Genomic DNA, 25,294 nt, shown 5'->3' with positions numbered 1-25,294 from the left:
TGCCGGGGGAGCCAGGGGGAGTCCTCGTGGCTCTGCCTGCGCGCGCCAGCAGCCCCTCCCCCCGGCCGGCGCCGGTACACCCTGGTCGCTGGGTCGTCGAACTGTCGGGGTCACGGTGCAGGCGGGCACGAACAGCGCCTAATCCCAGATGCGCACGACCATGAGCCCCAGGTTCGACCGCTTCCCCGCGGCCACGATGCGGCCGTCGCGCTGGACGGTGACGGCGTAGAGGTAGTTCTGGTCCGGATGGTCGTCGAGCACTACGGCGCCCGAGGCGCCGAACCCGGCGTCCCTGGAGCCGTCCGGCAGGAGCCGCAGGATCGAGGCCGTGATGCCCGAGTTCACGGTGCCGCCCGCGACCGCGCCGAGGATCTTGCCGTCGGCCTGGAGGGCGACGCCGTAGCCCCGCACATAGGGCTTCTCTTCACCGCTCGCGTTCACCATGCCAGTCTCGCCGAACGTCGTGTCCGCCGAGCCATCCTCGTTGAAGCGCGCGAAGGCATAGTGGTTCACGCCGTCGAGCGCGTATCCCACGAGGACCGGCTTACCGTCGCTTCCGAGGGCGAGGTCGGAATCGTTGTACGGCGTCTGCGAGAGGTAGGCGATGCCGCCCGATCCGAAGCCGGGATCGAGAACCCCGTCGCGATCGAGCCGCGCCGCGAGGAAGGTAGTGCCCCCGCCCCGCTTGGTCCCTCCGGCGACGATCTGATCGTCCTCCCCGAGCGCGACGGAGTCCAGCGGCCGCTCGGCCATCGAAACGAGGCCCGAGCCGCCGAAGTCGCGATCGAAGTCGCCCGTCGAGGAGAACCGCGCGACGATGCCGCGGCTGCCGGGGCCGACACCGACGGCGATGATCGCGCCATCGCTCTGGACGGCGACGTCGAAGCCCTCCGAGTCACTGATCGTGGCCGGATCGAGCTTCGCGACCCCGCTGGCGCCAAAGGCCTGATCGATCCCGCCATTCCCGTGGAACCGGACGACCGCGAGTTGGTGATCGCGCGTCCCCACGGCCACGATGCGCCCGTCCGGCTGCAGGGCCAGCGACTCGACCGTCCCCTTCTGGCCGACGACGAGGCCGCCTGTGCCGAACTCCGGATCGAGCACGCCGCTCGGCAGGAAGCGCGCGAGCGCCCAGGTGTCCCCATCGACCCCCGCGACGAGGATCCTGTCGTCTTCCTGGACGACGATGGCGCGCGCCTCGTGGGACGTGCCGCTGATGGCGATGCCCTCGCCGTCGAACGACGCATCCAGCGTCCCCGGCGGATCGGCGACGAGGAGCGAGATCGGCAGTTCCCGATCCTCCAGCCCGGGCGCGCTGGCCACGAGCGAGGGCGCGGCGCCGCCGACCGCCGCGAGCGGCTCCGCGGTCACCGTGAGCACGCCGGTGGCCTCGCCATCCGAGACCACGATCGGGCTCGCCGTGACGCCGCTCGGCAGGCCCGACAGCGAGAGCGCGACGTCGCCCACGAAGTCGTCCGAGCGGGTGACGGCGACGGTGAGCGACGTCGAGTCGCCGCGCACCACGCGCGCCGCCGCCGGGTCGAGCGCGATCGAGAAGCCGGCCTGCGGCGCCCCGCCGCCGCTGCCGTGCGCGGACAGGTCGCCGCCTCCGCCGCCGCCTGCGCCCGACGCGGCGGCGCCACCGGCGCCGGCGCCGCCGTCACCGCCGGCCCCGTCGCGCGAGACGTCGTGAATGCCGAGGATGCCCTGGCAGCCGAGCGCGAGACAGGCCGCGGCCGCACCGGCGAGGAAGGCCCCGCGCGCGAGCCGGACGCCGCGGGCTGGCCGGGGTAGCGCGCTCCTCTGTGCGAGCGGCGCGAGCGGGAGGATCATGCCGGCAGGCTACCACGTCGGCTCCCCGCCGGACCCAGCGCCACGACGGCGCCGGGATCACGCGCTCGGAGACAAGGCGCTCTCGACCTCCTGCGCGAGCTCATCCCACCCGGGGTACCCAAACCGGTACGGCTCGACAGAAAGGCCCTTCAGAAACCGGAGGACCGATCGCGCAATTACGTCCACCTCGTGGCGCGGCGCCATCGGGTGAGAGCGCCATGCACGGAACCGCTCGACCACCTCCCGAGGCGCGAAGGGAAGACACAGCGAGCTCGGGCTCGGCTCGGGATCCGGATAGGACGTCAGCACCTCGATCTCCTGCCGCAGGAGGTCGAGCGCCCCGCGAGGATCGGCCTCTTGCAGGAGGCGCGCGTACTCCCGGTACGGCGTGTGGTGCGACGGGCTCAGCCGCAGGGCCTTCTCGTAGTAGAACCGCGCCCGATCCGGATTGCCCAGCCGATCGCGGTACAGGTTCCCGAGCCTGCCGTACGCCTCGACCGTCCCCGGATAGAACCGCTTCACGTCGTAGTAATCCGGGTGGGAAGCGTACGAGTTCCTCGGGGAGAAATCGGGCTCGAGCTCGGCGAAGCGCGCGTAATGCTCTGCGGCCTGCTCATGAGCGCCCCGGCGCTCGTGGAGCTCTCCCAGGTAGAAATGATTGACCGTGTAGAGGCGCGGGTCGTGGTAGGCCCGCGACACGTTGTCCAGAGTTCGCTCCTTCAGGGGCGCGCGCGGCATGACCTGAGCCGCTCCGCCCCGCCCCCTCGTCATAAGCGTCTCCGCCAGGTGGAAGGAGCGGAGGAGATGGCGCTCCGCCTGGTTCGATTCGTGATAATGCCACAGGAACTGGCTGCTGATGATGTAGGCCCCCAGCGGGTGGATGCTGTCCTCGTCCATGAACGGATCCGCGTGCTCATAGGGGGACTCGGACTGGAACGAAGGCGCGATCTCGTCCCACCAGCGCTCGAGCTGGCGAAGCGACGCGAGCGCGCGCTCCAGCGACATGTTCAGGCTCCGCTCGGAGTACCAATGGTAGATATCGTACGGCATGCGCAGGAAGTCGACGGCCTGCTTGAGCGACGCGAGCTCCTCGCTGGACAGCGCCCGCCGCCTGGTCACGTCGTACTCGACGCGAGCGAGCCCCGGGTGCGCCCACCGGATCTGCTCCTCTTCCTCCTCCCGGAGCTCCGTCTGCAGAAGGTCGATCACGGTATCGATGTTCTCCCGGTTCGGCTCGTCGTCCTCGGCCTCGCGGGCGGCCTGCAGGACGGGGATGAACCGGGCCCAGCAAGCCCTGGTGTCGTAGACGCACCAGGCCGCATGGAACCTGACCAGCGGAGACGGAGACCGCAGCGCGCGCTCGTAGAGCGACGCGATCCGGTCGTCGAGCGCGGCTTCACTGCGCGACGCCTCCGCGAGGAACACGAGCGGTTCCGCCGTGCGGGCCAGCTCGCGGTCAGCCAGGTCGATCAGCTCATCGCGGGTGTACTGCGAGAGCGCCTCCCTGCCGAGCCGCGTGACCGCATCCTGAGCCATGAACCAGGGATTCAATCACAATGGACACGGCAGACACAGGCGCTTCCTTGGTCCGCCATGCCCGGGCGTCCGCCACTCCCGGACGGTCCGCCGCGCCACGAGCGCCGGGTATACCTGTACATCCGTTCAATGATCTGCTAGCCGATCGGCATGCGCCCCCGCAAGGCCGCCGCCGCCCTCGTCGTCGAAGAGCTGCCGCCCGCCGAGGAACCCATCGACGCGATCCCGCCCGACGACACCGCGGCGGACGAGCCGAGCTCCGCCGTCCGGGAGCCGCTCTCGCTCGGTCTCATCTGCATCGACTGCGGCAGCAGCGGCGGCGGTCACGACGGCTGCGCGCACCGCGAGCGCGCCCGCTTCCACGCGCCGCCGCGGGCAGCGCTCGAGCTCGTCGCACGCCTGCGCCGGGCCGCCGCCGAGCACCGCGCCGCCGCCCGCGCCCTCCGCGCCCTGGTCACCGCCGAGCACGCGCGCGGTCGCGCCGAGATCGAGCGGGCGGATCCGGTCGAACCCCAGCAGCCCGAGGCGGAGCCAGAACCCCCCTCGCCGCCCCGACTCGAGATCGCGGCGCCGGAGCCGCCCGCGCCGCCCGCCGTCTGCCCGCGCTGCGCCGAGCAGACCGAGGGCGAGCCGACGGAGTCCGGGGCGCCGCCGCGCCGGCCAAAGCGCAAGGGGCGGGTGGCCCTCGAGCAGCAGGCGTTTCTCTTTTCGAGCGATTCCGAGCAACACCCACCACACGGGACCTGAGCCGCGACCAGGGCGCTGCCGAAGGAATCGGCAACCCGGGATCGGCGTTAGGCTGCGCCGATGTCCCCGAGCCCATCCCGAGCTCCTCGCTTGCGTGCCGGAGGCAGCGTTCTGGCCGCCGCGCTGCTCTGGCAACTCGCCTGCACGGGAGGAGCTCCAACCGGAACGCTGCCCGTGACCGGAGCGCGCCGGTCGCCCGCGCCGCCTCGGCAGGAAGACTCGACACCACCGCGCCCGCTGCCCGCGGAGCGCCAGGGGACGCCAGCGCCGCGGCCGGAGCCAGCCCCGACCGAAGCGCCGCTTCCACCCGATGTCGTGGCCACGATGCAGGCGCTCGCCGCGCTCGACACCAGCGCGGACGGCATCGGGCTGAGCGCGCCCCCCGCGGGAGCTCCCGCGCTGCTCCGCGCCTTGAAGGCCGAGCTCCGAGGCGTCGTCGGGCGCGCGCTCGACGCGGCCGAGGGCGCGCCGGCCGCCGCACGCACGCGCGCGATGGCGGAGCTCGGGCGGCTCGGCGTCCGCCCCGCCGGCGAGGAACGGCGGTGGGGCAGCCTGCTCGACCTCCGCGTCGAGCAGCCCGCGGCGCACCCCGAGCTCCGCGTCGCGCTCCTCACGCTCGCGGTCCCGTGCGGCGAGGACACGTCTCTCTACGTCTTCGAGCAGGGCCAGGCGGGCTTTCGCCTCGCGCTCGCTCACGAGAACGATCCGTCGGAGTGGACGTCGGAGGGAAACCGGCTGTCTTATGGCTTCCTTGCGGGCCGACCGAAGGGGCGCTGGGCGCTGGCGATCTCGAGCGCCGAGTCGTCCTGTGTCTCGCTCTGGAGGACGCTGACCACGAGGGTGCTGCTGGAGGGAACAGACCCGCTGCACCCGCGCGCGGCCTTCGCGAACAGCCTCCGATTCCACATGCCGGCCGGCTACACCCTCGCGGTGTCCGCCGGGGGCTTCACGCTGCGCTGGACAGGCGACCCGACCTTCCTTCCATGGTACCCGCGCTGGGACGCCCTCGCCGCGCGCTACACGGTGGAAGGCGACAGCGTGCGTCGAGCGCCGCCCCTCGCCCCTGACGCGGAGTCGTTCGTGTACGCCTGGCTCGGGCTCGAGTGGGCAGAGGCCGAGCGCTGGCTCTGCCCAGCGGCATCGCCGTCCGCGGGCGAGCGCTGGCACCGGGAGCTGCGCGCAGCGCTGCCAGGGCTCGCGTCGACACCGCAGCTCGGCGCGTGCGGGAGCCCCGACGGGGAGGATCCCACGACGTGCGAGGACGTGGCGCTGTGGCTGACGCGCCCGGGCCTCGCCCGGTCGACCGCGACGACCCACGTCCTCCTGGCGAAGCAGGGCGCGGACCGCTGCGTCGAGCGCGTATTCTCGAGGGTGAAGCCATGAGAGGTCCGGGCAGCGGCTCGGTCGAAGGCAGGAGGCTCGCGGCGGCGATCGCGCGGCCGGCGTGGCGGCGCCTGCGCGGACTGGCCCTCTCTTGCGCGGCGTGCCTGTCGCTCGCGCTCACGGCATGCGCGGCGCCCGCGCCCGAGGCGAGAGGACCTCTCGTACCTCGGCCGGCAGCGCGGCCCGTGACGCACGGCGCTTCCATAGCCCTCCCAGCAGCCCTCCCAACAACCCCCCCGGCGGACGACGCCACGGACCTCGTGAGAGCGGCGCTCGCCCCGTTCTTCTCCGCCCCGAGATCGGGCGCGGCCGACGATCAGGACACGTGGCTGACGCCGCGGGTGAGCGTGGAGAAGCTGCCGGCGGAGTGCTGGGAGCTTTCGCCGGAGCAGGACGCAGACGGGCTGGCGATGGTCGCGCTGCACCGGCGCGAGCGCGGCCCCGTCCAGTGCGCTCCGTTCAGCGCGCGCCTCGCGCCGTTCGCCACGTTCGCCGTCGACAGGCGCGCTGGCACCGTGCGCTGGTGGGACGAGGCGGCGCCCCGGCCGATGCGCGAGTTCTTCGCCGCGCGCGAGGAGTCCCTGAGAGCAGCCGTCTCGGCGCTGGAGAAGCGCTTCATCGACGACGCCATCGCCTGGGGAGGCACGACCGCGCTGCACGTCGAGGACGAGACGGCAACGCACCTCCACGTGTCCGTGCTCTCGTCCGACGGCCGCAAGCGGCTCGCGCGCTTCCGCGTCGACAGGCGTACGCGCGAGCTCTCGTGGGACGACAACGGCGAGCTCCGCGGCTACGGGGCGTTCAAGGCGAGCTGGTACCGGGACCATCCCCCGGCGGTCACCGCGCTCGGCCAGCTGCTCGAATGGAAGTGGTCCGGCGTCGATTCGCTCGCGCTGGAGGCATCCCGCGGCCACGTCTTCGATCTCGTCGCCCGGGCCGGCGAGACGTGCTCCCCGGCCAGCGGCATCTGCGCCACGGAGCGATTCCGCGTCGATATGCGGCGCGGCGCGGCGATGTGGCACGACGGCAAGGCCTACGTGCCCATCGAGCGATTTCTTCAGGACCTGGAGCAGAAGGGGCAAAGGGCCGTCCTCCTGGCCAGGGCCTGGGCGCTGAAGCAACGAGGGCCCGCCGGCGCCTCCTGCATCGCCTTCCGGCCCGAGAGCGTCGACAGGGCGAGCGCGCACGTCCGGATGCACCTCGCCCCGCCGTGCAACACCTCCCCGATGCTGATGACGCTCGCGTGGTACTTCGTGGACCTGCGCACAGGCAAAGTGTGCTCGTCCGAGGACGACACGTGCGGTTCGGAGTCCGGGCAGGGCAGACCATGACATGGGCCGGCGGGCGCGGGCCCCATGAGGCCGCCCGCCGCGGCGCCCTTCGGCGCGCGACAATCGGAGCTGACAAGCATCGCCGTCCATCCGATACTCGCGCCGCTTGCCGCACAGCACGGCCATCAGCAGGCGACCGGGAGCCGGACGTGAGGACGCGGGGACGCGGGAGCGCGAGACGACGAGCGCCCGCTCCCGCCGCGAGCGCGCCGCAGAGCGGCATGGCCACACGGGTGTCGCGTGCTACCAGTCTCCGTTTGTGATCGCGTCACGACGGAACGCGGGCGCTGAGGACCACCGAGGATGCTGCCACCATGTCGCTCGATAGAGCCATCGGCATCATGTGCCCCGACATCTGGGGCAGCTATGTTTGCGAGCTTCTCGGCGGTATCCAGTCGGCCGCCGCGCGCGCCGGATACCGGGTGATCGCCATCAGGGCGTCCCCGCGAGACGTCCACAGGCTGCGGCTCGCGCGAGACCAGATCGACGGGTGGATCGCGCTCATCGACGCGGCGGAACTCGAGCCCTTCCTCGACGACGGCCGGCCCGTCGTGACCCTCAGCGCGCGCGCAAACGAGGACGCGCGCTGTCCCTACGTCCTGCCCGACAACCACGGTGGCGCCCTCTCGGCCGTACGCCACCTGCTCGACCACGGCCACGAGCGGATCGTCTTCGCGGGCCACATGGCGCACGAGGACATCCGGCAGCGCTTCCAGGCCTACCGGGACGCGCTCGAGGAGCGCGGCATCTCGTTCGACCCCGACCTCGTCTTCGATCTCCCGAACAACGAGCGGGCGAGCGGCCGGCTCGCCGTGCGGCGCCTGCTGGAAGAGGGCGTCACCTGCACCGCGATGTTCCTGTCGGCCGACAAGGAGGCGCTCGGGGTCCTCGACGCGTTCGCCGAGGCAGGCATCCGCGTCCCCGAGGACATCGCGCTCGTCGGGTTCGACGACATCGAGGCGGCCCGGTACGCCTCGCCGCCGCTGACGACGGTCCGCCAGCGGTTCGACCGGCTCGGCGGGACGGCCGCCGAGCTGCTCATCGACCTCCTCGCCGGACGGGAGCTCCCCTGCGCGGGGCACATCGCGCCGACGACCCTGGTCCTGCGCCGCTCCTGCGGCTGCTCACCCGCCCCGGCGCAGCGCGACGCGCCCCCGTCGTCCCGCAGCGCCGCGGCGCCGGCCAGCGCGCCCGCGTCGGCCCGCAGCGCCGGGGCGCCGGCCGGCGCGCTCGCGCGGGAGCTCGCCGCGCTCGCGAGCGCCTCGACGGCCCTCGATCCGAGCGCGCCGCCGGAAGAGGCCTGGCCCGGGGCGACGGAGGTGGTCCTCGGGCTCGAGGCGGCCGTCTGGGGCAGGCCCGGCCCCGCCGCCGCCGCGCTGGAGAGGGCCTGGCGAGAGGCCGCGGAGCAGATGCCCGACATCGACCAGCTCCTCGAGATGGTCGACCGGCTGGAGCGGGCCGGCCAGAAGATGCTCCGCGGCGCGGGGGACGCCGCCGCCGAGCGGCGCGTGGCGACGTACATCCGGGGGGCCCGGCGCGCCATGATGGAGGGCCGGGTCGCGATCGAGGCGGCCCGCGCCGACTACCTGAACGGCCTGCTCGACATCAACCTCGTCATCCGGGAGACGCTCCTGGAGGACGCGGGCGGCGGCGGGAGCAAGCTGAGCTGGCTCTCCGCCGTGCAGATGAGCTGGGGCTGCCTCGCCGTGTGGGAGGCGCCCGGGGACACGGGTCCCCTGCTGCGGGTCGTCGAGAGCTGCTCCCCCGGAGCGGCGGCCGCCACGCCGGAAGCGGGCGCGCGCGTCGCGGCCGAGGCGTTCCCGCGCGGCGACTGGCTGCCTGCCGCCGCCCGGCGCGACGACCACGTCCTCCGGCTCATCCCGCTCCGCAGCGAGGGCGCGGATCGCGGCATCCTCGCCGTCTGCGCCCCGGTGAGCAGCCCGCTCGGGCTGGATCACCGGGACATGGAGATGTGGGTGGCGATGCTCACCGCGGCGTTCGAGCGCGCGTCGCTGATCGAGTCGCTGATCGAGCAGGAGCAGCAGGCGCGCGCCGCCTACGAGCGCGAGCGCGCCCTCGCGGAGGACGTGCGCCGGCTCGGGTGCCCGGTCATCCCGCTCGAGCAGGGCGTGCTGCTCGTGCCGCTCGTCGGCGCCATCGATCTGGAGCGCGCGCGCCACGTGCTCGAGGTGGTGCTCGCGGAGCTTGGCCGCCAGGAAGCCGAGGTGCTGCTGATGGATATCACCGGCGTGCCCTTCGCCGACATGCAGGTCGCGGCGTCGCTGATGAAGACGACCCGCGCCGCCCTCCTGCTCGGCGCCGAGGTCATCGTCGTGGGGATGCGGCCGCAGGTCGCGCAGGGGTTCATCCGCCTCGGCATCGACCTCCAGGGGATGACGCTCCACCAGACCCTCGGCAGCGCGCTCTCGGCGCTGCGCCGCAGGCGGCAGCCGCTCGACGCGTTGCCGGGCCCCCGGGCCTGAGCCCCCGGCGCGCGCCGCGCCCCGGTATGGTGTGAGACGAAAGAATAGATTGGACTAACGTCTAGGGCACCCTAAATGCGGAGCCTGCCCTCAGGCGCCACCCCCGGGCCGGGGCGCTCCGGAGGGGGACGGGAAGTGGCCCATGTGGCTCGTCCGGATCGCGCTTCAACGCACGTACACGTTCATCGTGATGTCGATGCTGATCGTCATCCTGGGCGTGTTCACCGTCGCCCGGATGCCGACGGACATCTTCCCGGACATCGACATCCCGGTCCTGTCCGTAATTTTCAACTACGGCGGCCTCCCCCCCGAGGAGATGGAGAAGCGCATCGTCAACAACTACGAGCGCTTCCTCACAACCACCGTCAACGACATCGATCATATCGAGAGCCAGTCGCTCACCGGCATCTCGATCATCAAGATCTTCCTTCAGCCCGGCGCCAGCATCGAGGCCGCGACGGCGCAGGTCACGGCGATCTCGCAGACCGCGATCCGCCAGATGCCGCCCGGGATCAGCCCGCCGCTCATCATCCGTTACAGCGCCTCGAACGTGCCGATCCTCCAGGCCGCGCTGGAGAGCGAGTCGCTGAGCGAGCAGCAGCTCTTCGACTACGCGGTCAACTTCATCCGCGCCGACATCGCCACGATCCGGGGCACGCAGATCCCGTTCCCTTACGGCGGCAAGCAGCGCCAGATCATGGTCGACATCGACCCGCAGCGCCTCTTCGCCTGGGGGCTGTCGCCGCGCGACGTGAACGCGGCGCTCGGGCTGCAGAACGTCACCCTGCCCTCCGGCACGGCGAAGATGGGGGAGAACGAGTACCCCGTCATCATGAACAGCAGCCCCGCGGCCTTCGAGGAGCTCGGGAAGCTGCCGCTCAGGACGGTGAACGGCAGGACCATCACCCTCCGCGACGTCGCGAGCGTGCGCGACGGGAGCGCGCCGCAGACGAACATGGTGCACGTGGAGGGCAAGCGCAGCGTGCTCCTGAGCATCCTCAAGAACGGGAGCGCGAGCACGCTCGACGTCGCCGCGCGCATCCACGCGATGCTGCCGGCCACGCTGGAGAAGCTCCCGAAGGAGCTCAAGGTCTCGCTGCTCTTCGATCAGTCGGTGTTCGTCCGCGCCGCGGTCTCCGGGGTCGTGCACGAGGCGCTGATCGCCGCGGGGCTCACGGCGCTCATGATCGTGCTGTTCCTCGGGAGCTGGCGCAGCACGCTCATCGTCGTCCTCAGCATCCCGCTCTCGATCCTCGTCTCGATCATCGCCCTCAACGCCCTCGGCCACACGCTCAACGTGATGACGCTCGGCGGGATGGCGCTCGCGGTCGGCATCCTCGTCGACGACGCGACCGTGGCCATCGAGAACATCCACAGGAACCTCGGGCAGCGGAAGCCGTTCCTCCGCGCCATCGTCGACGGGGCGCAGGAGATCGCCGTCCCGGCGCTCGTCTCCACGCTCTGCATCTGCATCGTCTTCGTGCCGGTCGCGTTCATCACCGGCGCCGCGCGGTCGCTCTTCGTGCCGATGGCCCTGGCGGTCGTCTTCGCCATGCTCACGTCGTATTTCCTGTCGCGGACGCTCGTCCCGACGCTCGTGCGCCTCCTGCTCGAGCGCGAGGCGGCGGAGCACGCGCACGGCCACGCCGCTCCAAAGGGCCTCTTCGGGCGCGTCTTCGCCGCGTTCAACCGCGCCTTCGACCGGCTGCGGGCGGCGTACGGCGGGTGGCTCGCCTGGGCGCTCGCCCACCGCGCCCTGTTCGTCGGGGCGTTCCTTGCGCTCGTCGCCGCCTCGGTCGCGCTGATCCCGCTCCTCGGCCGCGACTTCTTCCCGACCGTCGACGCGGGGCTCATCAAGCTCCACGTGCGCGGCCCGCCGGGCACCCGCCTCGAGGAGAGCGAGCGGCGCTTCGCCCGCATCCAGGAGACCATCCGCGGGGCGCTCCCGCCGGGCGAGATCCGCACGATGCTCGACAGCATCGGCATCCCGGCGAGCGGCATCAACCTGTCGCTCAGCGAGGGCGCGCAGATCTCGTCGGCCGACGGGCAGATCTTCATCGCGCTCGCGGAGCACCACAGGCCCACCGCGGACCACGTCCGGACGCTGCGCGCGAGGCTCAACGCGGCGTACCCCGACACGACGTTCTTCTTCCTCGCCCCCGACATCTCGACGCAGGTGCTGAACTTCGGCCTCGCGGCGCCCATCAACGTCCAGGTGGTCGGCCCGATCGGCAAGGAGGACGAGACCTACGCCGTCGCGCTGAAGATCGCCGATCGCATGGAGAAGATCCCCGGCGCCGTCGACGTCCACCTCGCGCAGGTGCCGGCGAGGCCGCAGCTCCGCATCGACGTCGATCGCACCATGGCCGACCAGCTGGGGCTCAGCCAGCGCGACGTCGCGAGCGACGTGCTCGTCTCGCTCTCGTCGAGCGGGCAGACGTCGCCGACCTACTGGCTGGACAAGCGCGGCGTGCAGTACCTCGTCGCCGTGCAGACGCCCCAGTACGCGATGGGGTCGATCGACGACGTGAACGCCACGCCGCTGTCGACAGGCGACGGCCGCCCCCAGCTCCTGTCCAACGTCGCGTCGATGTCGCGCGCGACCGGGCCGGCGAACATCACCCATTACAACGTCGCGAGGACGTTCGACGTCCAGGCGAACGTCGACGGCACCGACCTCGGCTCGGTCGCGGGCGCCGTCGCGCGTGTCGTGGACGAGCTCAGGCCCGAGCTGCCGCGCGGGACGAAGGTGACCCTCAAGGGGCAGGCCGAGAGCATGGACACCTCGTTCACGGGGCTCGGCTACGGGCTCCTCTTCGCGGTCGTGCTCGTCTACCTGCTGATGGTCGTGAACTTCCAGTCGTGGCTCGACCCGCTCATCATCCTGATGGCGCTGCCGGGCGCGGTGGCGGGCATCGCGTGGGTGCTGTTCGTGACGCACACGACGCTGAGCGTGCCCGCGCTCATGGGCTCGATCATGTGCGTCGGCGTCGCCACGGCGAACAGCATCCTCGTCGTGACGTTCGCGAACGACCAGCGCAAGCTGGGCCGCGACGCGGGCACCGCGGCCCTCGCCGCGGGCATGACGCGCCTCAGGCCGGTGCTCATGACGGCGCTCGCGATGATCTTCGGCATGCTGCCCATGTCGCTCGGCCTGGGCGAGGGCGGCGAGCAGAACGCCCCGCTGGGGCGTGCGGTCATCGGCGGTCTCCTCGTGGCGACGCTGAGCACGCTCTTCTTCGTGCCCGTGATGTACAGCCTCCTCCGGAACAAGGCCCCGGCCAGAGACCTGCTCGCAGAGGACCTATGAGCTCCCCCGCCCGCCGCTCCGCTGCCCCCCCGACCACCGCTCCCCCGCCTCAGGGCAGCCCTGCCGACGACCTCGGGTTCGATCTGCCGCCGCCCGCCGTGCTGACGAGGACGCGCGGCCTCGCCCTCGGCGTGGGCCTCGTCGTCGTGCTCGGGGCGGCGTTCGCCGCGGCCTACCTGCCCCGCCGCAGCGCCCGCGCCGCGCTCGAGCAGGGCGCGCGGGCCGCCGAGGGCGCGGCCCCGCGCGTGGGGGTCGTCGCGCCGCAGCCGGTGTCGAGCGACAGGGCGCTCGTCCTGCCCGGGAGCATCCAGCCCCTCGCGGAGACGGTCGTCTACCCGCGCGTGAGCGGCTACGTGCGGAGGTGGACCGCGGACATCGGCGACAAGGTCGAGGAGGGGCAGATCCTCGCCGAGATCGACACGCCCGAGCTCGATCAGGAGCTCGCGCAGGCCCGCGCGCAGCTCGTGCAGGCGAGCGCCGGCCTCGTGCAGGCCGAGGCCAACCGCGACCTGTCGAGGTCGAGCGTGAAGCGCTACGAGCAGCTCGTCCCCGCGGGCGTGGCGCCGCAGGAGGAGCTCGAGCAACGGCAGGGGCAGGCGCACGTCGCCGAGGCGAGCGTCACCGTGGCGCGCGCGGCGATCACCGCGCAGCAGGCGAACGTCCAGCGCATCCTGGATCAGAAGAAGTTCGCGAAGGTCGCAGCGCCGTTCGCGGGGACGGTCACCTCGCGCACGACCGAGCGCGGGGCGCTGGTCACGGCGGGCAACGGGACGCCGCTCTTCACCGTCGCGGCGACCGACCCCGTGCGCGTCTTCGTGGGCGTCCCGCAGGACGTGGCGCCCAGCGTGCGGGTCGACGCGCCGGCGAAGGTCACGGTGCGCGAGTTCGCGGGGCAGCCGTTCCAGGGCACGATCGCGCGCACGGCCGGCGCGCTCGACGCGGCGACCCGGACGATGAACACGGAGGTGCGGGTGCCGAACCCCGACGGCCGCCTCCTCACGGGCATGTACGCGGAGGTCGCGCTGACCTTGCCCACGCCGCACCGCGTGCTCGAGATCCCGGCGACGGCGCTCTACAACGACGCCAGGGGGCTCCGCGTCGCCGTCATCGACCCCGGGAGCAGGATCCGCTTCGCGCCGATCGTCGTCGAGCGCGACACGGGCGCGACGATCCAGGTGTCGACCGGGCTCGACGGGAGCGAGCGGGTCGTGAAGCTCGCGAGCGCGGAGCTGACCGAGGGGATGGCGGTCGAGATCCTCCCTGAAGGGCCGCCGCCCCCGCCTCCGGGCGGACCGAACCGTTGAAGTAAGCCTCGATCGCGTCGAGCTCCTGCGCAAGCAGCGCCCTGGAGAACGCCGGGGGGTGGGAGACTTACCCCACCTTGCCGGAATGATGGAGTCGTTAAGACGCCATAAGACGCCAAGATTCGGATGTCACGCCGTGACAATGTCACGATGTCACGCCGTGACAACGTCACGATGTCACGCTCCGCGAGCGTGCCTTCGTGCGGCGCAGCGGCGCGCCGAGCCTCTCCCCTCCCCCTCGCGAGCGGCGCGGCGCCAGGCGGGGGCGGCGCCCGGCGCGGCGCACCCGGGGGCGTCATGAGCCTCGCAAGCGGCTGATATAAAAGGAATTTTCGCGGACTGCAGGCGGCGCCACGGCCGCTCCCGAGGGGCGCCCCGCCGTCGTCGCGGCGACCACGGCGCGCGCGCCGCGCGGCGTGCGCTGCTCGCCGGAGCGCCGTGCGGCCCGCTGGCACGAAGGGTGGATAAGCCCCTGACGGGGCGCGGGCGAAGAGGCGCTCCGAGACCTCAGTCGATGATCCCGACGGCCCTTCGCCCCGCCCCGCGCCGCGCGGAGGCCGCAACACCATTCAAGGAAGGAATCGCGAACATGAGAGCCAGTAGCTTGATCTTCTGTGGAGCCGCGGCCGCCGCCCTCGTCGGCATGGCGCCGTCGGCTCACGCCCAGGACACGTACCCTCTGTCGGGGATAAGCTACTCCCTCCGCCCGGACACGCCGGCATCGGCGGGTCTGTCCAGCGCCCTCCTCGACCAGGCGGTCAACGAGCTGGAGGACGCGGTCGACGACGGGGATATCAACGGCGCGGTCCTCCTGGTCGCCCGCCGGGGCCGGATCGTGCTCCACACCGCCGTGGGGACGAGAGACGGGCTGAACGAGGACGATCCGGGCATGCCATCGGTGCCGATGCCGCTCGATGGGATCTTCGATCTCCAGTCCATGACGAAGCCGTTCACCGTCTTCCTCGCGATGAGGATGCAAGAGTCCGGGAATTTCCCGGGCTTCAACATCAACAACACGGTCGCGACGTATTTCTCGGAGTTCGCCGTCTCCTCGGTCAACGACAAGAGCTCTGTCACGGTCAGGGATCTGATGAGCTATGTATCGGGGGAGGACGTCGACTACTTCGACGAAAGCAACCCGAACGGCCTCTTCGACGACGCCGACCCCTGGCACTCGATGCTCGAGGCGCCGCTGGCCCACCCGCGGGGAACGAAGGTCGTCTACAGCGATCTCGGCTTTCGGATCCTGGGCCACGTGCTGGAGACGGTCGGCGGCGACTCGCTCCAGAACCTGATGCAGACGTACATCTTCACCCCGCTGAACATGACGGACACCAGCTATCAGCCGTGGATCAACATGCCGGAGAAGGAGGCCCGCTTCGTCGGCACGGCGTGGTCCGAGGCGCGCCAGCGTTATCTCCGGGGCGAGGTGCAGGACGAGACCGACTACTTCCTCGAAGGGGACGGCCCGGATCCGGCCGAGCACCTCACCGGGTGCGACGGCCTGTTCTCGACCGCGAGCGATCTGGCGAAGTTCGCCCAGATGATGTTGAACCGGGGCAAGCACGTCTACAGCTGCAACCACTGGCCTATCAACCTCTGCGTAAACACCATGCTCCCTGCCCAGGCCGTGCTCGACATGACCACGAACCAGACGGGCTCGCTCCATCTCAACAGGTCGGCTTGGACGTACTCCGAGAACCTGCTCTACTCGCGCAAGGGGTACGGCTGGGAGATGTGGGACGCTGGCATGTGGCCCGGCGGGGAGTCGGTATCGACCGTCGCCTACAGCAAGACAGGCGCCGCAGGGACGCTCATGGTGCTCGATCCTGAGCCGAGCCGCGGGATGTTCGCGATCCTGCTCACGAACCACGGGCTGCCGAAGTTCGACCATTTCACCATCGACCCGGACACGGGCAAGATCTCCTGGGAGGACTTCGACTGGATGCTCAACGACATCCGGGCCAACGAGGTCATGACCAAGGTCCACGGGTCCCTCACCTGGTGACCCGGCCCGCGGAGACGACGCGGGTGGGGCAAGAACGTTTGCCCTTATCGCGTCTCTGACCGTGCGGTACCACCTCCGTATCAGGTCACGGTCGTCGTACGAGCTCCGCAAGGCAACCACCCCGCCGGAGCGACGGACACCGAAAGCATGAATGGAGGCGGAACATGACACACGACATCAAGAGCGCACAAGGCACACTCCCCGAAGGCCAGGACGACTGCACCGCGGCCCGACCCGAAGATGACCGGCGAGCTCGGTCGGGCGGGAAGGGCCGGAGGGTTCTCGCGAAGCTCGGCGGGATGATCGCCGTCCTCGCCTCCATGGCGCTCGCGGGCTGCATCGCGCAGGAGGGCGACGAGGCCCTGAGCGACGAGGACCTGAGCGAGGAGACCGTGGAAGAGGCGGAGCAGGCGCTCCAGATCGGCCTCACGTCGGTGACCTGCAACAGCGGCTGGCCCGGTACGCGGGGCTGCTTCAAGAAGATCACGAGCGCGACGAACATCGTCGCCGGCACGATCACCGTGCAGGTCGATGGCCACAACGGCGCTGTCGGGTTCAGCGCGTCCCAGACCGGGCCCAAGACCATCGAGTTCTCCGCGAGCATCCGCGAGGGCGACGCGTTCAACCCGGGGGCGAACACGACCAAGTTTCTCGTGGCGTGGATGCGCCAGTAGCGGCGGGACCACGGCCCGACCCAGGTCGGCAGCGCTGCACGGCTTTGCCGCGCAGGGCCAACCCGGGTCGGGTCCCCCGGGTCGCCCAACCCGGGACGGACGTGCGGATCAGGGGACGGAGCGGCCGACCGTCTCGGCCTTCGCCCACATCTGCGCGAAGCCTTCGGCTCCGCCGTAGAGCCGGTCGATGAGCTGCTCTCCGCCCGGAAGCGCCTCGACGTGCTTGAGGAAATCCGGGAAGAGCCCGATGTGAACGACCCCCTCCTCGTTGTAATCCCACGAGCGGCTCCCCATCCGGGCCCTGGGGAAGCTGGAGTAATCGACGCACGCCTCGGCGGCCGGATCGACGCACCGGTACACGATCTCCATGGCCTGCGTACAGAACGCGCGCGTCGCGGCCTGGACACCTGCGCGGCTGTATTCGTCGGGAGTCGGCGCCTTGTAAGAGCAGGACGTCCTGTCATTGCAGGCGCGGCCGACGAGGCCCGTCAGGTTTCCGCTGGTCTGGATGTCGAGGCAGCCGATGCGCGCGGAGCGCACGTCGATCTCGGCCCCTGGGCACCGGAGCTGCGCCGGCGGGTGGTTCCAGGCGTCGCCTGGCACCGTCACCACCTGGTCCCGGGGCGCCTGGCACTCGGGAGAGCGCGGCATAACGACCATCCCGTTGATGTCCGAGCCGAGGGTGATCTGGAGCGCCTTGCCGCCTGACGTGATCGCCGCCACGGCGGCCGCGTTCCGCAGGAAGGTCCGCGCGTCGGAGTCGCCGAAGCCGACGCCCGCGAGCCCGCCGCGCGCGGCGAGCTCCGTGTACTGGGCGCTGGTCCGGCCGTTCTCGTTGCCGCTCGATCCGCGGAGCCCGTTGTGCCCAGAGACGAGCGGATACGCGCCGCCGGGCGTCGTCCGGGTGAATGCGAGCACGTCGCTCACCATCCGCTGCGACATGTGATCGATGTCGATGACCATCCCGAGCCTCATCATCTCGTTGAGGGCGACGCGGCCCATGGGCAGGAGCCCCAGCCGGTTCTTGTGGCCTTCCCCCGGCTGGCAGCTCGGGAGCGGGATGTGACCGCCGGCGTCGCCGAGCTTCATCAGCTTGAAGAGGTCGTTCCCCGACTGGATCTGCTTCGTGATGCCCTCTCCGCGGGAGCACTCGAGGTCCCACCATTTCCCCGTCTGGAAGCGGTTGGCGCGCGCCACCTCGTCCTCGTAAGCGGCGGTGCCGCCGAAGAGGTTGTCGGTGAGGTGGACCGGGAACACGTAGCGCACGCCGAGGACGTGGAGGCGCTTGATCTCGGCGCGGATCTGGGCCTCCGTGGGCGACGCTCTGTTCCACACGAAGTTGCCGATGTCGTCCAGCTCGACACCGACGATCACCGCGAGCTTGTTCTTCTCCACGATGCGCCGGAGATCGGCGGATGAACGCGCGATCTCCATCCACGTATCGTGCTTGCCGACGAAGCGGACGAGCTCTTCGATCTGGAGATTGCCCGACGCCCTGTCGTCGATGGGCGGGTTTGCCTCGACGCCGTGGGCGAGCGTGCGGCTGTTCACGGCCAGCGCGACCATCACCCGGAGGCCACCGTCCTTCGCGCGGCGGATCCAGTCGACCCACATCTGCTGGTGCAAGATATCGTTGTGCGCCGGGAAGTGCGCGAACGTCGGATACCCCACGGGGCGCTCGACCTCGAACGAGCGGATGCCGTGGGATTTCGCCATTTCCCCGAGCACGATCTGGCGGACGTGATTGCCGCACTTGTTCGTGAGAAAGTCGTGACCCCGGTGGGTGCTGTAGCTGGTCCCCAGCGCCTCCGCGATGCTGGCGGCGCGCCGCGCCGACGCATTGCACGTGGCGCCTGACACGCCTTGACCGCTGGGGTCGTAGATGGTCCCCGGCGCCATGAGCACGTCGACGTCGGGAGCGCCGTGGAGCACGTGCCCGCCGAAGCCGAGGTGCGCCATCGGGTGGGTGTGGAGATCGACGAACCCGCGCAGCGGCCGGCCGGGAGCGTTGAGCGCCGAATCGAAGATCGGCGAGCGCCGCGCCTGCGCGCTCACGGGGCCGGACGCCGCGAACGTCACCGCGGCCGCGGCGATCGCAATCCAGGTCGGAGCCAACGCAGGACCTGTCATTGGGCTGGTTTTCTTCATGCCGGGTCATCCTTCCGAGGTGTGCGAGCGAGGGAGCCCATGCGAGTCCCCACTTCGGAGGCGTACCGCGCGGCCAGCGGCGCGATGAGGGCAAATCTTCTTGCCGCCCTGTCCGCGCGCCGCGCGCTCCGCCGTCACACCGGCGCTTCGAGCAGCTCGATGGTGACCTTGGCGCCGCCTTCCGGGAGGTTGGCGCGCAGGACGAGCCCACCGCTCGATTCCACCATGCCGGCCACGAAGCCGAGCCCCTGTCCGGACCCGCCCGGCTTCGGGCTCGGCGTGTCGTGGAACCCGGGGCCGTCGTCCTTCACCTCGATGGCCACCCGCCCGCCGCCCAGCGGGCGCGCGTCCAGCGTCACGCTGGACGCCCCGCGCTCGCCCGTCCCCTCACACGCGTTGACGAGGACGTTGAGGAGCACGCGCTCCAGCACGTCGTGCCCCCCCGCGAACAGGACCGCTGTGCGCTCCGCGCGATCCGTGACGTCGACCTTCACCGCCTGGTAGCGCCGCCGGACGACCCGGAGCGCGCCGCGGGTCGCCTCGCCGATCTCGGCGGGGGCCGTCGCGCGCAGCGCGTCGAGCTCGCGCATCGTCCGATCGCGGATGTGCCCCATGGTCGACGCGACGTCCTCGATGCTCTCGCGGAGCTGCTCCAGCTTTCGCAACATGCGCTCGGCGCTCGCGGACTCGACCCGAAGGAGCTCGCGCCGGAGGAGATCGGTGTCGATGAGGGCGGCCGAGAGCGATGTCTTCACGTCGTGGTGCTCGTGCAGCATGACGCTCAGATTCCGCTGAGCGCGCTCGGCGCGCAGCGTGGAGCGGGCCCCGAGCTCGACGACGCGCACCGTGCGCATCGTGGCGAGGAGCGCCGCGCTGGCCGCCGTCAGGAGCAGGAGGAAGAAGAGCGACGCCGGCGCCCAGAAGTCGCCGTGGTGGCCGCCGTTCAGCGCGCGGTCGAGCGCGATGAGCACGAGCGCGGAGAGCGCGTTCGCCGCCGTCGCGAGGAGCACCGCCCGGCGGACGAGCCGGAACGCGCTCACGGACACCGTGATGAGGAGCCCGGCCATATCGGGCAGGTGCAAGATTCCCGGGTAGCCGTCCCAGGGCCAGAGCACGTTCGGCAGCAGCGCCAGAAAACACAGGAGCGCGTCGAGGCCGACCGAGACGAGGATCAGGTGAGGAGGGGCATCGGTCTTCCGGCTCCGCCACCACACGTACAGCGAGGCGGCAACCGCGCCGAGGAGCAGCGGAACCTCGATGAGCGAGCGCGCGTGAGAGCCTGACGGCGTCAAACCGCCGACGGCGAGGAACCGCGCGAGGAGGGCCGCGCAGAAGACGCTCCGCGCGATCGAGGCGGTGCGCTCACCCCGCAGCGCCTCGCGCGTGATGAGGGCGTCGAGCTGCGCGCCATTTGACAGGGCCGACAGGGCCGACACGGCCGACACCGCCGGGAGGCTGGCCAGCTCCGCCCTCTTGAGACTATGCGCCCCCATGAACCGGGGGCATTCTACCATACGATGTTACGCTGGCTGGTCGTGGAGGATGACGCGAGGCTCAGGCGCGCGCTGCACGAGGCGCTCGAGGCGCGCGGCGCCGAGGTCGTCGCGTGCGCGTCGGTGGCCGAGGCGCACCGCGCGCTCGCAGACGGGGTATTTCAAGGGATCATCGCCGACGTGATGCTCCCGGACGGGAACGCCGTCGACGTCGTGGAGCGGGCGATGACCTGCGCTGTCGCGCCGACGATCGTGGCCATCAGCGGCTCGGCGAGCCCGGCCGTCTCGTTCCGGCTCGCCCAGATAGGGGTGCGCTCGTTCCTGGAGAAGCCGCTGCGCCTCGAGGAGCTGGAGCGCACGATCGACGACGCGCTGGCCCGGCCGCCCGATCTCCGGCCTCAGGTGCGCGCGGCGGTGGGGCGGGCGTCGATCCAGGACGTCGAGGAGCAGGTGCGCACCGTCATGGTCGACGAGGCGCTCGCGCGCGCCGGGGGAAACCGCCGGAAGGCGGCAAAGCTCCTGAACGTCTCGCGCCAGCTGCTCCAGCACATCCTCCGGCGGCGATCGTAGGAGCGGCCAGCGCCATGACGCGCGGGCCGTGAACCACGGCAAATTCCTCCTCCACCGCAAGCGGCGGCGAGCGGGACGCGCCGCGGCCGGCGCCGTCACTGCCCCTGTGTCGCCGCGAACGGGTTGAGCACGTTCGTGGGTACCCGAGATCCTCCGCCAGCTCGGGCACCGAGACCATGCCCGAGAACCCCTGATAGCGCAGCTCCTGCACCTCGTAGTCGCCGGCGGCGCCGTCGCCGCTGCCGTGGTCTCCCTTCGAGCAGGCCGCGAGCGCGAGCGCGGCGCAGAGGGCCGCCGCGAGCCTGCGGCGCGTCGTGGCGATCGAAGATGGCTTGTCGAGCTCTCGCATGGTGGTCGTCTCTCCTCGGCCGTTACTCTGCGGCGGCGGGCTCGGCGGGCGCGGGGCTCGCCGCCGCCGCGAGGGACGTCCTGCGCGCCACGGCGAGGAGCACGCCGAAGAACACGGACAGGAGCAGGAACATCGTCTGGAGCCCCAGGCTCCGGCCCAGGAGGCCGCCCACGGCGCTGCCGAACAGGCCGCCGGACGGCCCCACGAGCGCCTGCAAGCCGGCCACCTTGCCCCGCCCCGCCCGCGCGCCGATCCGGGCGATGCGGGTGAGGTTCGCGATCTGGAGGATGCCGAGCCCGAGGCCGAGCAGCAGGCCGCCGGCCCGCAGCGGCAGGAGATCGCGCGAGAGGCCGAGCAGGAGGAGCGCGCTCGGGACGAGGACCAGGCTCGCGAGGTAGACGCGCTCGTGCCCCACCCGGCCCACGAGGCCCCCCAGCGCGAACAGCGCGAAGATGAACGTCACGCCCTGCCAGGCCAGGAGCCCCGACGCCTCGGCCGCCGTCAGGTGGGCGACGGTGACGCCGATGGGGATGATGAAGAACATGAAGAACGAGTTGATCGACTGGGCCGCAAACTCGATCAGGCACACGCTGCGCAGCTCGACGTCCTGCGCGAGCAGGGCGAGGTCGGCGCGGACGCCGGAGAGGCGGAGCGATCGAGGGTGCGCGGACCGCGCCGTGTAAGGGCCGAAGACGATCGGCGACATGAGCACGGTGATCAGGAACGAGAGCCCGATGAGCCGGTACGTGCCCGAGAAGCCGAGCGCCTTCGTGAGGCTGGCCGCGAGCATGGGGCCGAGCAGGAACATGCCGACCATATGGGTGCCGCGGTACCAGCCGGCCTTGCCCTCGCCCACCGTCTCGAGCTGCTGCATGAACACGGTGCTCAGCGAGACGAAGCGCATCGGCATGAAGAAGCTGATCGCCGTCGTGAAGGCCAGCAGGAACACCGGAGACGGGACCGCCGGCAAGGCCATGTAGAGCGACCCGGCCACGAGGCTCCCGAGCACGAACAGGCGCGAGGGCCCGAGGTGATCCACGAGGAGCCCTATGGGGATGCTCATCAGGAGCACACCGACGCTCTGCGATCCAGAGATCAGCCCGAGCAGCGCCTCGTTCGCCCCGAGCTCCAGCGCATACAGCGTCGTGCTCACCTTGGCCACCCCGACGCTGAGGCCCATGACCGAGGACAGCGCCGCGAACACCAGCAGGAAGCGGTTCTTGTCGATGAAGGAGCGCAGTTGGACCTCGGCGCACGGCGCGGATCAAGCCTGTTGATCCGCGCCGGCGAACACCGGCGGTCAGCAACCCCCATGCCGCGCCGGAGCGGGCCGGAACGCGGGGCCGAGAGCCTCCTCGCTGCTGCCGTGGCAGCAGCGGGTGGTGATCCGGTGCCCCGGCGCGAGCAGGCGCGCGCTCGATCGACCGCGCAACGTTGGACCGCCACGGCGGCGCGACGCGATCAACCGACCGAGCGAGCAAGCGACCATGCGACCATGCGACCAGGCGCGCGCGCCGCCGGTAGCAGCTTTTGCGCAGAGCCGCCCGCGCTTTGTTGTTGCCCTCGTCATTTCGAGGGTGGTACTGGTGCACGGCATGAAATTCTCTGCGATTCATGCATTGATCGCCGCGTGTATGCTCTGTTCCACGGCCGCGTGCTCGTGGCAGCCGTATGGCGAGGTCCGCGTCGTGAGACGGACGAAGGTCGGGGGCGAGCTCGCGATCCTGGGCGATCGCGAGGTGGCCATGCAGAAGGCGAGCCAGACGATGGCCACGACCTGCGGCGGACCCGAGAGCTACGAGATCGTCGAAGAGGGCGAGACCGTGATCGGGGAAGAGTCCGTGGCGGAGTCCAGCGAGCGCCGCGAGAAGGATTTCTTCGGGCCGAAGAAGCGGAAGCAGGAGAGCACGCAGACGGTGCAGAAGACCGAGTGGCGCGTGAAGTACGAGTGCAAGCCGGACGAGCCGGCGGCCGCCGCGGAGGGGGCGCCCGCGGGCGACGCCGCGCCCGCGGAGGCCACCGAGGGCAAGACCGAGGGGCGCCGCGTTCACGAGGTGATCATCCGGTTCTGACGCGCGCGGCGGCGACCTGTCCGTCGTGAAGCAGCAAAGCCGGCCACCGGGTCGCTCCCGGTCGCGCCGGCTTTGCCATCGTGCTCCTGGCCTGCCCAGTGGTAGATCTGGTGCAGCATGGACGTTCTTGAATTGGTCGAACGCGCGGCGGCCGCGCCGTCATTGCTGCTCGCGACGGACTTCGACGGGACCATCTCCGAGATCACCGCGGTCTCGGGCGGGGCGGTGGCGGCGCCGGGCGCCCTCGGGGCGCTCGGGGCGCTCTCGCGGGCGCCGGGCACGACCGTGGCGATCGTCACGGGGAGGACGATCCAGGACGTCGCGGCGCGCACCGCGGCGATCGGCGCGGCGTGGCGCGTGGGCGAGCACGGGGCGGAGATCTCGACGCCGGCCGGGGAGCTCGTGTACCGGGCGGAGTCGCCGACCGAGGCGCTCGACGCGCTGGAGCGCGAGGCGGACGCGGCGGTGCGGCGGGTCCCTTCGCTGTGGGTCGAGCGCAAGCGCTGCTCGATCGCGCTCCATTGGCGGCTCGTCCCGGCGGAGGCCCGGCCGGCGGTGTTCGACGCGCTCGGGGCGTGGGCGGACGCGGCGGCGCGGCGGGGGTTCGTGGTCATGCGGGGGCGCAGCATCCACGAGGCCCGGGACGCCGCGCACGACAAGGGCCGCGCCCTGGCGTTCCTGCTGGCGCGGCTGCCGCCGGGGACGCTGGTGGTCTATGCGGGCGACGACACGACCGACGAGCCGGCGATCGCCCATGCCCGGGCGATCGGCGGCGTGGGCGTCTACATCGCCTCGTCCGAGCGGCCGGACCCCGCGGTCGAGCCCGACCTGACGCTCGATGGCCCCGCGGCCTGGATAGCGTTCCTCGCGGCGCTCGCGGCGAGGCGCGGCGGCGAGATCGGCGAGGCGCCGCGCCTCGTCTGAGGGGCGTACTCAAGTTCTCCGTTCTTGCACGTCGGAGAGAAGATCAGGAGAAGCGGTGTTGCGCGCGCCGCGCGCGGAGCACGGGTGTACGGCGGGCAGATGCGGTTGGGTGGTGAGCCGGACGGCGGTGACGCGCCTCGAACGGAGCGCGAGCCCACCTGTGAGCTCCGCCGCCGGCAAACCGCGCGCGCCGTTCGTCCATGGCCGCTCGAAAGAAGAAGTCTGATGTGCGGGTGAGCTGGACCGACAGTAGAGTTCGGCGCATGTGGACATTTCACATCTCAGCACGTCCGCTCCGCCGCACGGGCCGCGTGCAGGCGACATCGGTGCCGCTGTGCCTCGTCGTCGCGCTGGCGGGCTGTTCGCCCAAGGCCCGCAGCTTCCAGGGCTCCGGCGGCGCAGGCGCCGGCAGCGGCGGGGATCAGGGGGTCGGGGCTGGTGACCCCGGCGCCGGCTGGGACGGAGAGGCCCCTGCGTGCGCGGCCGAGACGCAGGCGACCGACTGCGACGATGAGAATCCATGCACCGCGGACGCGTGCACCAGCGGCGCGTGCGTCAACGTCCCGCTCGACGGCGTGCCGGCCCTGCCGTCCGGGCAGATCGCGGGCGACTGCCAGATCCTCACCTGCGCTGCGGGGCAGCCGTATCCTGCGCCGGACGACGCCGACGCCGAAGACGACGGCGACCCATGCACGAGCGACGGGTGCAAGCGCGGGGTCGCCACGCACGTCGTGGCTGCAGGCTCGCCGTGCGGCCAGGGCCGCGTCTGCGACATAGCGGGCGCGTGCAGGGGCGCGAACGGCCAGGCGTGCGGCGGGCCGAGGGATTGCGCGAGCGGGAAATGCGTCGACGGCGTCTGCTGCGACACCGCTTGTGACGAGACCTGCATGGCCTGCAACGTCGAGCGGTCGGTGGGCACGTGCTCGCCCCTCGGGCCCGGAGTCGAGGACGATCCGGACTGCGTGCTGGACGACAAGGTCTGCAATGGCGCGGGCGCTTGCAAGCTGGCGCCCGGCCGGCGGTGTCATCGACACGAGAGCTGCGCGAGCGGCGTCTGCCGCGGGAGCGGCCGCTGCGGCGAGTTCCCGGAGGAATGAATCACCATCATTCTCATCGATCGCCCCCCCGA

The 25,294-nt window shown here is 71.4% G+C and carries 17 protein-coding genes; 12 read left to right on the top strand and 5 right to left on the bottom strand.

What is annotated here, in order from left to right:
- Nucleotides 1-138 precede the first annotated feature (138 nt).
- Nucleotides 139-1,833: a hypothetical protein gene (locus WME95_RS08140; RefSeq protein WP_437907846.1), complete on the bottom strand. Its 1,695-nt coding sequence runs from the start codon at nucleotides 1,831-1,833 to the stop codon at nucleotides 139-141.
- A gap of 57 nt (nucleotides 1,834-1,890) precedes the next feature.
- Nucleotides 1,891-3,369: a hypothetical protein gene (locus tag WME95_RS08135; RefSeq protein WP_437907845.1), complete on the bottom strand. Its 1,479-nt coding sequence runs from the start codon at nucleotides 3,367-3,369 to the stop codon at nucleotides 1,891-1,893.
- Nucleotides 3,370-3,519: 150 nt separating this feature from the next.
- Between WME95_RS08135 and WME95_RS08130 the strand changes: the two genes are divergently transcribed.
- The 8 genes from WME95_RS08130 to WME95_RS08095 all read left to right on the top strand — a co-directional run bounded on the left by WME95_RS08130 (nucleotide 3,520) and on the right by WME95_RS08095 (nucleotide 16,609).
- Nucleotides 3,520-4,116 (top strand): hypothetical protein, encoded by a 597-nt coding sequence (locus tag WME95_RS08130; protein ID WP_437907844.1) that lies wholly within the window; start codon nucleotides 3,520-3,522, stop codon nucleotides 4,114-4,116.
- Between the two features lie 315 nt (nucleotides 4,117-4,431).
- A complete protein-coding gene (locus WME95_RS08125; protein ID WP_437907843.1) occupies nucleotides 4,432-5,499 on the top strand; it encodes a hypothetical protein in 1,068 nt (355 codons plus the stop codon).
- A 260-nt stretch (nucleotides 5,500-5,759) separates the two neighbouring features.
- Nucleotides 5,760-6,830 carry a hypothetical protein gene (locus WME95_RS08120; protein WP_437907842.1) on the top strand — a complete coding sequence of 357 codons (1,071 nt, stop codon included), beginning with the start codon at nucleotides 5,760-5,762 and terminating at the stop codon, nucleotides 6,828-6,830.
- A gap of 314 nt (nucleotides 6,831-7,144) precedes the next feature.
- On the top strand, nucleotides 7,145-9,313 hold the full coding sequence (locus WME95_RS08115) for a substrate-binding domain-containing protein (protein WP_437907841.1): 2,169 nt from the start codon (nucleotides 7,145-7,147) through the stop codon (nucleotides 9,311-9,313).
- A 142-nt stretch (nucleotides 9,314-9,455) separates the two neighbouring features.
- Nucleotides 9,456-12,623: an efflux RND transporter permease subunit gene (locus tag WME95_RS08110; RefSeq protein WP_437907840.1), complete on the top strand. Its 3,168-nt coding sequence runs from the start codon at nucleotides 9,456-9,458 to the stop codon at nucleotides 12,621-12,623.
- Complete coding sequence (locus tag WME95_RS08105) at nucleotides 12,620-13,927, top strand: efflux RND transporter periplasmic adaptor subunit (RefSeq protein WP_437907839.1); 1,308 nt, start codon at nucleotides 12,620-12,622, stop codon at nucleotides 13,925-13,927. The genes WME95_RS08110 and WME95_RS08105 overlap by 4 nt, the downstream gene beginning before the upstream one ends.
- 589 nt (nucleotides 13,928-14,516) lie before the next feature.
- The gene (locus tag WME95_RS08100; RefSeq protein WP_437907838.1) at nucleotides 14,517-15,935 is read left to right on the top strand and encodes a serine hydrolase domain-containing protein; all 1,419 of its coding nucleotides are present in this window, start codon (nucleotides 14,517-14,519) and stop codon (nucleotides 15,933-15,935) included.
- Nucleotides 15,936-16,099: 164 nt separating this feature from the next.
- Entirely contained in the window at nucleotides 16,100-16,609 is a 510-nt protein-coding gene (locus WME95_RS08095; protein ID WP_437907837.1) for a hypothetical protein, read from the top strand.
- A 108-nt stretch (nucleotides 16,610-16,717) separates the two neighbouring features.
- Here WME95_RS08095 and WME95_RS08090 read toward each other — a convergent pair whose 3' ends face one another.
- Together WME95_RS08090 and WME95_RS08085 are read right to left on the bottom strand one after the other, a co-directional pair.
- On the bottom strand, nucleotides 16,718-18,757 hold the full coding sequence (locus WME95_RS08090) for a membrane dipeptidase (protein WP_437907836.1): 2,040 nt from the start codon (nucleotides 18,755-18,757) through the stop codon (nucleotides 16,718-16,720).
- A gap of 134 nt (nucleotides 18,758-18,891) precedes the next feature.
- Complete coding sequence (locus tag WME95_RS08085) at nucleotides 18,892-20,250, bottom strand: ATP-binding protein (protein ID WP_437907835.1); 1,359 nt, start codon at nucleotides 20,248-20,250, stop codon at nucleotides 18,892-18,894.
- 24 nt (nucleotides 20,251-20,274) lie between these two features.
- Between WME95_RS08085 and WME95_RS08080 the strand changes: the two genes are divergently transcribed.
- Complete coding sequence (locus tag WME95_RS08080) at nucleotides 20,275-20,820, top strand: response regulator (protein WP_437907834.1); 546 nt, start codon at nucleotides 20,275-20,277, stop codon at nucleotides 20,818-20,820.
- Between the two features lie 371 nt (nucleotides 20,821-21,191).
- On the opposite strand, the gene WME95_RS08075 is transcribed toward WME95_RS08080, so the two are convergent.
- A complete protein-coding gene (locus WME95_RS08075; RefSeq protein WP_437907833.1) occupies nucleotides 21,192-22,373 on the bottom strand; it encodes an MFS transporter in 1,182 nt (393 codons plus the stop codon).
- 484 nt (nucleotides 22,374-22,857) lie between these two features.
- Between WME95_RS08075 and WME95_RS08070 the strand changes: the two genes are divergently transcribed.
- The 3 genes from WME95_RS08070 to WME95_RS08060 all read left to right on the top strand — a co-directional run bounded on the left by WME95_RS08070 (nucleotide 22,858) and on the right by WME95_RS08060 (nucleotide 25,262).
- A complete protein-coding gene (locus tag WME95_RS08070) occupies nucleotides 22,858-23,241 on the top strand; it encodes a hypothetical protein (RefSeq protein ID WP_437907832.1) in 384 nt (127 codons plus the stop codon).
- A gap of 117 nt (nucleotides 23,242-23,358) precedes the next feature.
- On the top strand, nucleotides 23,359-24,165 hold the full coding sequence (gene otsB, locus WME95_RS08065) for a trehalose-phosphatase (protein ID WP_437907831.1): 807 nt from the start codon (nucleotides 23,359-23,361) through the stop codon (nucleotides 24,163-24,165).
- 263 nt (nucleotides 24,166-24,428) lie between these two features.
- Nucleotides 24,429-25,262: a hypothetical protein gene (locus tag WME95_RS08060; protein WP_437907830.1), complete on the top strand. Its 834-nt coding sequence runs from the start codon at nucleotides 24,429-24,431 to the stop codon at nucleotides 25,260-25,262.
- Nucleotides 25,263-25,294 lie beyond the last annotated feature (32 nt).

It is taken from the genome of Sorangium sp. So ce327 (genome assembly GCF_051530205.1).
Lineage (GTDB): Bacteria > Myxococcota_A > Polyangia > Polyangiales > Polyangiaceae > Sorangium > Sorangium cellulosum_B.
Note: the sequence above shows the minus strand (reverse complement) of the source record. Positions and strands in the feature narration are given on the sequence as shown.